Origin of the sequence: Rhodopseudomonas palustris BisB18, from assembly GCF_000013745.1 — a bacterium.
GTDB lineage: Bacteria > Pseudomonadota > Alphaproteobacteria > Rhizobiales > Xanthobacteraceae > Rhodopseudomonas_A > Rhodopseudomonas_A palustris_F.
Genome location: NC_007925.1, coordinates 5,155,865 through 5,166,680 on the forward strand (window position 1 = coordinate 5,155,865; position 10,816 = coordinate 5,166,680).

The window sequence follows — 10,816 nt, forward strand, 5'->3', positions numbered from 1 at the left end:
AGTGTCTCGAAGGATGGGCTGCGAGCACCCAGACGGTCCTAGATGCGCTGACGGCGCCACCGAGTAGAAATATCTCCTCCGTTCCGGGACTTACGTTTCGTGCCATCAACGGACAATCCTGCCAAGGATGCGAGCAGCCCGCTCGATCTCGACGTCATTCCACGCGGCGAAGCCGAGAAAGAGCCCCTGCGCCTTAGTCTTGTGAAAGACCATGCTCGACAAGGGGCGGGCGACGACTCCCGCTTCAAGAAGCCGCGCCGATAGCTGATCGTCTCTCGCAAAAGCACCACATCGAGCCAAGAGTTGCATCCCCCCCGCTGGGATCTCGATCGACAGCCGATCGCCCGTCTCGGATGCGAGGGCCTTCAGCAATTGGTCGCGCCGTTCCTTGTAGAGGCGGGTCATTTTTCGGACGTGAGCGAGGTACATTCCATTACGAATGAACTCGGCCAACGCGTCCTGCATCGGTATCGCTGCCGACAATCCCATATGGCGCTGCGCTAATTCGAATATCTCGATGAGTCTTTCGGGAACGATGATGTAGCCAATCCGAATATCCGCAAACATCGATTTCGAAAACGTGCCGACGTAAAGGACTGTTGTCGAAAGACCCATCCCCTGTAATGCAGACACTGGGCGCGCCTCATAATGAAATTCGCTGTCGTAGTCATCCTCGACGATCGAAGCCCCAACGGATGCTGCGAATCGGAGCAACTCCAGCCGACGACCGGCAGGCATCAGCCGTCCCGTCGGGTACTGATGGGACGGGGTTACAAAAATCAGGCGAGGAATGTCCTTGCGTTCGCCCAAAGCCATACCAAACTCATCGAGCGGCACTCCAGCGACGATAGCGCCGGCGCTTTGCAATGCGGCGAACGCCCCGCCATACCCTGGACTTTCAATCCAGGCGAGATCGCCCGTACCGATCATCACTTTGGCGATCAACGCAATCCCCGCCTGTGCGGAAGGCACAATCATGATTTGGTCAGGTGTCGCCTTGACGCCCCTATGCTCCGCCAGATGCTGCTGCAATGCTTTCCGCAGTGCGGCGCTGTTGTGGGAACTGTCTCCGCGTACACGGGCGCTACGGGCTGCACGCCGCAGACAGCGGGCCCAGATATCGTGAGGAAACTCCCGCTCGTCAGCCAATCCCGGCTGAAACGCGCGCGGTCGCCCCCTATAGATTGGCGGCCAACTCGCGTTATGGAGACTGCGTGCCCAAGGCGACACCCTGAGTTCCACGGTACGCTGATCGGTCTTTATTCGCTGCGGCTTCCTTGCATCAAGCGAGGCTCCAATTGACACGACTGCCCGTCGGCCAGGCGAAGTCGTCAAATAACCCTCGGCTGCAAGCTGCTCTATCGCAAACGAGACTGTGTTGCGGCCGACACTCAGTGATTGAGCCAGATCGCGACTTGAAGGCAAGCGCTGAGCTGGTGCCAAACGTCCGCTCGTGATGAGTGATCTCAATTGTTGCGTGAGCTGTCGCAACAATGTCTCGTCGCTGTCCGGCGACAATTTGATCAAACCGGATAGAAGGTCGCCCATCAACTGGCTCTGCGATTTTTTAAGATTTGGATCTTTAGTTAGATCCAGATGGTGACGTAGGCAATACCCATCAATGTGCTTCCAGAACCCGAAGTTTCCAGATGCATCAAGGCCTATCACCACGCAGCGCAGTTGCGCTCCTCGCGATCGTTGTCGTGGCATGGGGAACGAATTGGCCGGTGACGAAGCTGATCGTGCAAGACATGTCGCCGGTCTGGTCGACGGCGCTGCGCTGCGGGATTGCTGCGGCGACCCTGGGGCCGCTGCTTTGGGCGCAAGGGAATTTCATAATTCCCAAACGCGGAGATGTTCCGGTCGTGTTTTGCACGGCACTGCTGCATATGGTGGCGTTTTCTGCCTTGGTCGCAGCGGGTCTGCAGTTCGTGCCGGCCGGCCGAGCAATTGTTCTCGGCTACACCACGCCGATTTGGGTTGCGGTCGGCGCGCGGATCTTTTTGTCAGAAGCTATCACGACGAGGCGCGCCATCGGCATTGCCATCGGCCTCGCCGGATTAGCGGTGATATTCGATTCCAGAGCGCTGGATTGGGGCGACCGCAAATCACTGCTTGGAAGCAGCCTGATCCTCACGGCGGCGTTTTGCTGGGCCGCAAATATCGTCTATGTCAGGGCGCACAAGTGGATTTCGACGCCGTTCCAGCTCGTGTTCTGGCAGGTGCTCATTGCAGCAATTGTATTGTCGATCCTTGCGATGTCCACCGAAGGGGTGCCCCACATCGAGTGGAGCCAGCGTCTCGTCGGATTGTTGCTCTATAGCGGGGTCATCTGTACGGCGCTTGCCCATTGGGCAATGTCGATGGTCAATCGCAGCCTGCCAGCGGTGACCACATCGCTAGGATTACTTGCCACGCCGGTCCTTGGGATCGTCAGCGCCGCCATCGTCCTGAATGAGACCCTTGAGCCATCGCTCTTCATAGCAATGGCCTTGATCATCGGCGGCATCGCGCTCGGCACAGTGAGCGGCGGCAAGTCTACGCAGATGCAGCCTCGGGCAAGCCGCGAGGGACTATCCGACCGATGACCGTTGTGGGCCATTCGCGACCGACGTTGATCGGCGACAAGCCGGCCACGTCCGCTATGCCGCCGAGACCGGGAGTCAATTCTATGAATCGGCGGCTCCGAGGCGCTGTGCTGATCGCATGGCTGGTGGCGTTTGCTAGCTAATGCAGGGGAACGCCGCAACGTTCGACGCTCGGCCTTGCGGCGTCATCCTTCGAGGCTCGCCTTCGCCTACAGCGTAGCGCCCCTGCCGTGGCTCGGCTCGCACCTCAGGATGACGGCGCGGGGTATCGCAGCGATCTATCCGCAGCAGCTATCCGGCGCCCGCTCCGCAATCGCCGTCATCCTGAGGAACCCGGCGTAGCGTAGCGAAGCCGGGTGTCTCGAAGGATGCGCCGCGCGTAGCTGCGCCGCCCGGTTCAATCCTCCGCCTGCTCGCGCCGGATCGCCTGCCAGCCGATGTCGCGGCGGCAGAACCCCTGCGGCCAGCGGATCAAATCGACCGCCGCATAGGCGCGGCGTTGCGCCTCGGCCACCGTCTTGCCCGACGCGGTGACGTTGAGCACCCTCCCGCCATTGGCGAGAATTTTTTCGCCATCGGCCTTGGTGCCGGCGTGGAAGATCTGCACGCCTTCGACTTGCGCGGCGTCATCGAGCCCTTCGATCACGCTGCCCTTGGCATAGTCGCCGGGATAACCGTTGGCCGCCATCACCACGGTGAGCGCCGGATCGGCGCTCCAATTCAGTGCGATGCGATCGAGCCCGCCGTCGCAGGACGCCAGCAGCGCCGGCACCAGGTCGGAGGCGAGCCGCAGCATCAACACCTGGCATTCCGGATCGCCGAACCGCACATTGTATTCGATCAGCTTCGGGCCTTGCGCGGTGATCATCAAGCCTGCGAACAGCACGCCTTTATACGGCGTGCCGCGCGCGGCCATTTCCCGCAACGTCGGATTGATGATCTCGTCCATGGTGCGGGCGATCATCGCCTCGTCCATCACCGGCGCCGGCGAATAGGCGCCCATGCCGCCGGTGTTCGGCCCCTGGTCGCCATCGTAGGCGCGCTTGTGGTCCTGCGCCGCGGCGAGCGGCAGCGCGTGCGCGCCGTCGCACAACACGAAGAACGAGGCCTCCTCGCCCTGCATGAATTCCTCGATCACCACCTCGGCGCCGGCTTGGCCGAATCCGCCCTCGAACATCATCTCGAGCGCGGCTTCCGCCTCGGCAAGCGTCATCGCCACCACCACGCCCTTGCCGGCGGCCAGCCCATCGGCCTTGATCACGATCGGCGCGCCGTGGGCGGCGAGATGCGCTTTCGCAGCCAAGATGTCGCGGAAATGGCCATAGGCCGCGGTCGGGATATTTTGCGCGGCGCAGATTTGCTTGGTGAAGCTCTTGGACCCCTCGAGCCGCGCCGCGGCCTTGCTCGGACCGAACGCCTTGATGCCGGCGGCAGCCAGATCGTCGACGATGCCGGCGGCGAGCGGCGCCTCCGGGCCGACCACGACGAAATCCACGCCGTTCGCCTGGCAAAATCCGATCACCGCGGCGTGGTCGGCAAGGTCGAGCGCTGCGCATTCGGCGATTTTGGCGATGCCGGCATTGCCCGGCGCGCACCACAAGTTTGCCACAAGATGCGACGCCGCGATTTTCCAGGCCAGCGCGTGTTCGCGCCCGCCGGAACCGAGAAGGAGAATGTTCACGCTGTGAGAATCCTGGCCCGCAAAGATCGCTTGTTTAAGGCCCCTGATCGGGCCGCTCAAGCCCGGTTCTGGCCCATTGGTCCGGTTTGACTTAACGTTGGGGCTGACTTAACCGACGGCGAGAGTATTCTGGGCGTAACGAGGCTCCCGTGACCAGCATCGAACCGATCCGCAAGCAGATTGTCGTCGACACCCCACCCGACCGCGCGTTCCGGGTGTTCACCGAGCAGCACGGCGCCTGGTGGCCGCTCGAGACCCATCACGTCGGCGACAAGCCGGCGGAAACCGCGATCATCGAGCCGAAGGCCGGCGGCCGCTGGTTCGAGCGCTCGACCGACGGCACCGAACATCTCTGGGGCCGGGTGCTGGTGTGGGAGCCGCCGCAGCATCTGGTGATGACCTGGGAAATCAACGGCGACTGGAAGCACGACGACGCCCTGGTCACCGAGGTCGACGTCCGCTTCGTGCCGGTCGGCGCCAAGCAAACGAGAATCGAGTTCGAACATCGGCTGCTGGAAAACTACGGCGCCAACGCGCATTTCATGCGCGCGCCGATGGACGGCGGCTGGAGCAGCTTTTTGGAACTGTTCGGCGCCCAGACCGAGAAAGCCTGAGAACTCAAGCGCCGCGAAATTGCCGTTTGGCGTTGGCCGCCGAAGTCCTTACCTTTGGTCCACACCAGAGATCAGATTCGATGCCGCCAACGACAGCCGCGCTGCCGAACTCGCCGGAATTCACCGTCACCGAACTCTCCTCCGCGCTGAAGCGGACGGTCGAGGACGCCTACGGTCATGTCCGGGTGCGCGGCGAGATTTCCGGGTTTCGCGGCCCGCATTCCTCCGGACACTGCTATTTCGCGCTGAAGGATGAAGGCGCCAAGATCGAGGCGGTGATCTGGAAGGGCGTGCATGGCCGGATGCGTTTCAAGCCGCAGGAAGGCCTCGAGGTCATCGCCACCGGCAAGCTGACCACCTATCCCGGCTCGTCGAAATATCAGATCGTGATCGAAGCCATCGAGCCCGCCGGGATCGGCGCGCTGATGGCCTTGATGGAAGAGCGCAAGCGCAAGCTCGGCGCCGAAGGGCTGTTCGACGAGGCCCGCAAGCAGCTGTTGCCGTATCTGCCGGAGGTGATCGGCGTCGTCACCTCGCCGACCGGCGCGGTGATCCGCGACATTTTGCATCGGTTGCAGGACCGCTTCCCGCGCCGCGTGCTGGTGTGGCCGGTCAAGGTGCAGGGCGACGGCTCGGCCGAACAAATCGCCGCCGCGATCCACGGCTTCAACGCGCTGCCGGAAGGCGGATCGATCCCGCGGCCCGATCTGTTGATCGTGGCGCGCGGCGGCGGCTCGCTGGAGGATCTGTGGTCGTTCAACGAGGAGATCGTGGTCCGCGCCGCCGCCGACAGCATGATCCCGCTGATTTCGGCTGTCGGCCACGAGACCGACATCACGCTGATCGATTTCGCCGCCGACAAGCGCGCGCCGACGCCGACCGCGGCGGCCGAAATGGCGGTGCCGGTGCGCGCCGAATTGTTCGTCGAGGTCGGCCAGCTCGGCCACCGCGCCATGCTTTGTTTCCAGCGCGGCCAGGAGCGGCGCCGCAGCGAGCTGCGCGCCGCCACAAGGGCGCTGCCGTCGGCCGCGGCACTGCTGGCCATTCCGCGACAGCGTCTTGATGGAGCGGCGGCGGCGCTGCCACGCGCGTTGCGCGCCAACAGCCATGCGCATCACCGCCGCTTCGCAACCGCCTGCGCCGGGCTGACGCTGAAGGTGTTGCGCGCCCAGGTCGCGCACGCCACGCAGCGGCTCGCCGTCAATGGCGAACGGCTGAAGCATTGCGCGCGGGCCGGGCTGCGGCATCGCCGCGATCGGTTCGCGGCGCTCGATGCCCGCTTCAAGGCGTCGAAGCTGGCCAATGTGCAGGCGCAGCGCAAAGCCTTGGCGCGCGACCGCGAACGCACGCAGCGGCTCGCCGAGCGGGCACGCCGCGCGCTGCTGATTGCGTTGCAGCGCCAGCAGGCCCGGGTGGCGTCGTGCGGACAGTTGCTTGGTGCGCTGTCGTATCGCGGCGTGCTGGCACGCGGCTTCGCGCTGGTGCGCGATGCGCAGGGGCTGGCGGTGCATGCCGCGGCGGCAATCGATCCCGGCGCGAGGCTCAGCCTGGAGTTTGCCGACGGCCGGATCGGCGCCACCGCGGATGGCGAGAGCGCGGCTGCGCCGCGTAGTAAGCCCGCGGCAAAGCCGGCGACGGCGAAGCCGGCCAGCACGACGACGGCGAAGCGAGTGTCGAAATCGGTCGATCAGGGCAGTTTGTTTTAGAGACGGGATCTATCGTCGGGTCGGAGTGCCTCACAATTAAGAGGCCGTCATTCCGGGGCACGAGCAGCGTAAGCTGCGAGTGAGCCCGGAATCCATAACCACCGCAGGGGTTATGATGGTGTGGACGGCCCCCTACGGCATCGCTTTGTGCCAGAATGAGGTTGTCGCAAACTCAAACATGGGAGCCGTCCATGGAGCAGATTATCCGCATTGGGATGGATACGTCGAAGCATTTTTTCCAGCTGCACGGGGTCGATGCCGCCGAGAAGCCGGTGCTGCGCAAGAAGCTGCGGCGCAAGGAGATGCTGGCGTTCTTCGCCAAGCTGCCGCCGACGCCGATCGGGATCGAGGCCTGCGGTGCGGCGCACTACCTGGCGCGGGAGCTGGGCAAACTCGGCCACGTGGTGAAGCTGTTGGCGCCGCAGCACGTCAAGCCTTACGTCAAGCGCAACAAGAACGACGGGCGCGACGCCGAGGCGTTGTGCGAGGCGATGAGCCGGCCGACGATGGAGTTCGTGCCGGTGAAGACCGCGGAGCAGCAGGCGGCGCTGATGCTGATGGGACTGCGGCAGCAGCTGATCGCAAGGCGTACCCAGCTGAGCAATGCGATTCGCGGTTATGCCGCGGAATTCGGCCTGATCTCGCCGAGAGGTCTCGACAAGATCGAGCCGCTGCTGTTGCGGATCGCGCAGGACGACACCGTGCCGACGCTGGCGCGCGAGCTGTTCGCGCTGCAGGGCCAGGACTACGCGCGACTGCAGAATGAGCTGAAGGTGATCGACGCCAAGCTGTTGGCCTGGCATCGCGCCGACGCCTGCAGCCGGCGGCTGGCGCAGATTCCCGGAGTAGGACCGATCGGCGCCAGTGCGCTGGTGATGAAAACGCCGGTGCCGCAGACCTTCGCCTCGGCCAGGGCCTTTGCGGCCTGGCTCGGCTTGACGCCGAAGGATCATTCCACCGCCGGCAAGCTTCGGCTCGGCACCATCACCCGCGCCGGCGATGAACTGCTACGCAGCCTGTTGGTGGCGGGAGCGACCGCGGTGATCCAGCAGGTGCGCCGTGGCCGCGGCCGGGCGTCGCCGTGGTTGCTGGCGCTGCTGGCGCGCAAGCCGCCCAAGCTCGCGGCGGTAGCGCTCGCCAACAAGATCGCCCGGATCGCCTGGAAGCTGATGCTGACCGGAGAAAATTACGACGGCGCGCGGATGCTGAACGCATCGCCGCACGCCGCCTGAGAGATCGGCCGGCAGGCATTCGCCCGCCGGCCGGGCCGGAGCTGCAAGAGGAGACAGATGGCGCGATCGATCGATCCGAGAGGCGAGACAGTCCGTGGAATCCATTGGCACGTAAAGGTCGTGACTATGTGTGGAGCTCGCGTCGCGGAAACCATCTTGGCCAGCGGTCCAAAGCGACCGCATCAACAGGCCGGACATATGGATGCAAGCGATCCGATCCGACATCAAAAACTCTTGTGGCTCGGGGGCCGTCCACATATGGATTCCGGACTTGCTCGTTCTTGCGAACTCGCAATCCGGAATGACAGCGTCGTATTCGGTTGCGCGCGAACAGCACGACCGTGCGAGTCTAGCCCACCCCCACCACCTCGGTGAACTGCTTCAGCCCGATGAAAGCGACGTCCTCTTCCAGCACCAGATAGACCGGGATCGCCGCGAGGTAGCTGCGAAATCGGCCCTTGTCCTCGAACCGGGCGCGGAATTGCGACCCCGCCAGGTGCTCCATCATGTGATGGATGATGCCGCCGGCGACATAGATGCCGCCCTTGGCGCCGAGCACCAGCGCCAGATTGCCGGCGACGCTGCCGAGCAGCGCGCAGAACATGTCGACCGCTTCGCGGCAGGTCGCGCACGAACCTTCGACCCCGGCCTTGGTGATCTGCGGCGCGGCGCGCGGCGGCAGCGAAAGACCATCGAGCGACACCAGCGCGTCGTAGAGATTTTCCAGCCCGCTGCCGGACAGCGCGCGCTCGGCGGAGACGTGACCGAACTTGCGCCGCAGCACGCCGATCACCGCATCCTCACGCGGATTGACGCCGGCGAGCGTGGCATGGCCGCCTTCACTCGGCAGCACCGCGCGGCCGTGCGGCAGCGGCACGTTGGTGGTCATGCCTAGCCCGGTGCCGGGGCCCAGCGCGAACAACGGCGCGCCCGGGACCGGGTGGCCACCGCCAAGCTGGCGCAGCCGCGCCTTAGGGATCGCCGACAGCGACCATCCCACCGCCGCGAAATCGTTGATCACCCGCACCGCAGGAATCGCGAACGCCGCGCTGAGTTCGGCGGCGTCGATCACCCATGGCGAATTGGTCATCACGCAGCGGCCGTTCTCCACCGTGCCGGCGACCGCGAGATGCGCGGCACCGATCGTGCCGAGATCCGACTGCTTGCGCAGATAGGCCGCCATGGCCTCGGCAAAACTCGGATAATCGCTGACCACCAGATGCATGACGGCACCGATCGCGCCGCCGCGCAGCAGCGCGAACCGCGCATTGGTGCCGCCGATGTCGGCCAGCAGCACCGGCTGGCCAGCGGCTTGCAGCTGTGCCGTCATCCCTGCCGCGCCGCCTTGAAAGCCTCGCCGCAGCATGAGGTTTTCGGAGTATCCTGCTTCAGCGCGCTCCGGGAGAGCCGGTTGCATGACGCCCCGGTGGTTGTCGCCTCAGGGATCGATACCGCCAATCTGTCGTCCTCCGGCTGTTCCAATGCGGAGCTTCTCGATAGTCCCGCGGACCCAATAAGGTGTTGTGTTATATCAAAGATCTTGCCGACCGCGACTGCGAAGATGCGCTGTGAACAAGGAGATAGATGGGTGCGACGAACCAAATGGGGCGGCCTTGCCGATGGCTGTTTCGAACCCAGCGGCTTCTTTCGGGTGGAGCAGGACGATGGCGTATTCTGGTTCGTCGATCCCGATGGCGGCCGGTTTCTGTCCAAGGGCGTCAACAACGTCCAGTTCGCTCCGGATCAGATTCGCGGCACCGATCGGACGCCCTATGCCGAGGCCTGCCTGGCGAAATACGGCAGCCGCAACGAATGGCGTCGCGCGGCGGCGGAGCGATTGACCGGCTGGGATTTCAACACGCTGGGCTGCTGGTCGGATGAGATCGTCGCCGGCGCAGGCGCCTTGCCGCTGGCCACCGCGCCGATCGTCGACCTCGGCGCTTCGTTCTGGCTGCATCGTCACGGCCAGCGCTTTCCCGACGTGTTCGACGCCGAATTCGACAATCACATCCGGCAACGCGCCAAGGACCTGTGCACGCCGCGCCGCAATGCTCCGGAATTGCTCGGCACCTTCATCGACAACGAGCTGTACTGGTCGCCTGACTGGCGCGGCCACGACGAGTTGCTGACCACGTTCTTGAATTTTCCGCCCGGACGCGCCGGCCGCGTCACCGCGATCACCGCGCTGCAGCAGCACTATGGCGAGTTCGCCCACTTCAACGTGATCTGGCACACGCCGGTGCGGTCCTGGGAGGCACTGCATGCGCTCGAGACCATCGCGGCGCCGTTTGTGCGCGCGGCGCCGGGCGGCGATTATGCCGTGCTCGAAGCGGAGGCCAACCGCAACCCGCGGCGCGCGGCGTTCGCCGCCGATTGCGACGCCTTTGCCGCGGTGGTGGCCGACCGCTATTTCGAACTCTGCACGGCGGCGATCAAGGCCGCCGATCCCAACCATCTGGTGCTCGGCGCAAGGCTCGGCGCGCTGCCGCACGACGGCGTGGTCGCCGCCGCCGGCCGCCATCTCGACGTGATTTCGTTCAATTGCTACGGCTTCGACCCATCGGCCTTGCTCGACGCCTATGCGGTGACCGGCAAGCCCTGCCTGATCACGGAGTTTTCGTTTCGCGGCGACGATGCAGGCCTGCCGAACAGTTGCGGCGGCGGTCCGCGGGTCGCCACCCAGGCCGACCGCGCCCACGCCTTCGAGCGCTATGTCGCCGCGGCGCTGATCAAGCCGAATCTGGTCGGCTACCACTGGTTCGAGCATGCCGATCAGCCGGCCGAAGGCCGCTTCGACGGCGAGGACTGCAATTACGGCACGGTGACGATCAAAGACGAGGTCTATCCGGAACTCACGGCATCGATGAGCCGGTTGAATGCGGCGGCGGAGAGCATCCATCGCAAGGCCGTGGCGGCGCGACCGGCGGCTTGACGGATCCGCCTGCGGGTCACCCGCGGCGTAGGACGGCGGCGACGTCAGATAGCTTGGCGATCA

8 protein-coding genes are annotated in these 10,816 nt (G+C 64.6%); 5 read left to right on the forward strand and 3 right to left on the reverse strand.

What is annotated here, in order from left to right; translation table 11 throughout:
• Positions 1–105: 105 nt before the first annotated feature.
• On the reverse strand, positions 106–1,671 hold the full coding sequence (locus tag RPC_RS23145; RefSeq protein ID WP_415914765.1) for a PLP-dependent aminotransferase family protein: 1,566 nt from the start codon (positions 1,669–1,671) through the stop codon (positions 106–108).
• Here RPC_RS23145 and RPC_RS23150 point away from each other — a divergent pair.
• Positions 1,650–2,588 (forward strand): DMT family transporter, encoded by a 939-nt coding sequence (locus RPC_RS23150; protein WP_041802221.1) that lies wholly within the window; start codon positions 1,650–1,652, stop codon positions 2,586–2,588. The two genes, RPC_RS23145 and RPC_RS23150, sit on opposite strands and share 22 nt — an antisense overlap.
• Positions 2,589–2,985: 397 nt before the next feature.
• Here the strand turns inward: RPC_RS23150 and purD are convergent, their stop codons facing one another.
• A complete protein-coding gene (purD, locus tag RPC_RS23155; protein ID WP_011475019.1) occupies positions 2,986–4,269 on the reverse strand; it encodes a phosphoribosylamine--glycine ligase in 1,284 nt (427 codons plus the stop codon).
• Between the two features lie 149 nt (positions 4,270–4,418).
• On the opposite strand from purD, the gene RPC_RS23160 reads away from it, so the two are divergent.
• The 3 genes from RPC_RS23160 to RPC_RS23170 all read left to right on the forward strand — a co-directional run bounded on the left by RPC_RS23160 (position 4,419) and on the right by RPC_RS23170 (position 7,821).
• Positions 4,419–4,883, forward strand: a complete 465-nt coding sequence (locus RPC_RS23160; protein ID WP_011475020.1) for an SRPBCC family protein — start codon at positions 4,419–4,421, stop codon at positions 4,881–4,883.
• An 80-nt stretch (positions 4,884–4,963) separates the two neighbouring features.
• The gene (gene xseA / locus RPC_RS23165; RefSeq protein WP_011475021.1) at positions 4,964–6,589 is read left to right on the forward strand and encodes an exodeoxyribonuclease VII large subunit; all 1,626 of its coding nucleotides are present in this window, start codon (positions 4,964–4,966) and stop codon (positions 6,587–6,589) included.
• 191 nt (positions 6,590–6,780) lie between these two features.
• A complete protein-coding gene (locus tag RPC_RS23170) occupies positions 6,781–7,821 on the forward strand; it encodes an IS110 family transposase (RefSeq protein WP_011471442.1) in 1,041 nt (346 codons plus the stop codon).
• Positions 7,822–8,170: 349 nt separating this feature from the next.
• Here the strand turns inward: RPC_RS23170 and glk are convergent, their stop codons facing one another.
• The gene (gene glk, locus RPC_RS23175; protein ID WP_011475022.1) at positions 8,171–9,151 is read right to left on the reverse strand and encodes a glucokinase; all 981 of its coding nucleotides are present in this window, start codon (positions 9,149–9,151) and stop codon (positions 8,171–8,173) included.
• Between the two features lie 258 nt (positions 9,152–9,409).
• Here glk and RPC_RS23180 point away from each other — a divergent pair, with 258 nt between their 5' ends.
• Entirely contained in the window at positions 9,410–10,753 is a 1,344-nt protein-coding gene (locus RPC_RS23180) for an agarase (RefSeq protein WP_157043281.1), read from the forward strand.
• Positions 10,754–10,816: the final 63 nt, after the last annotated feature.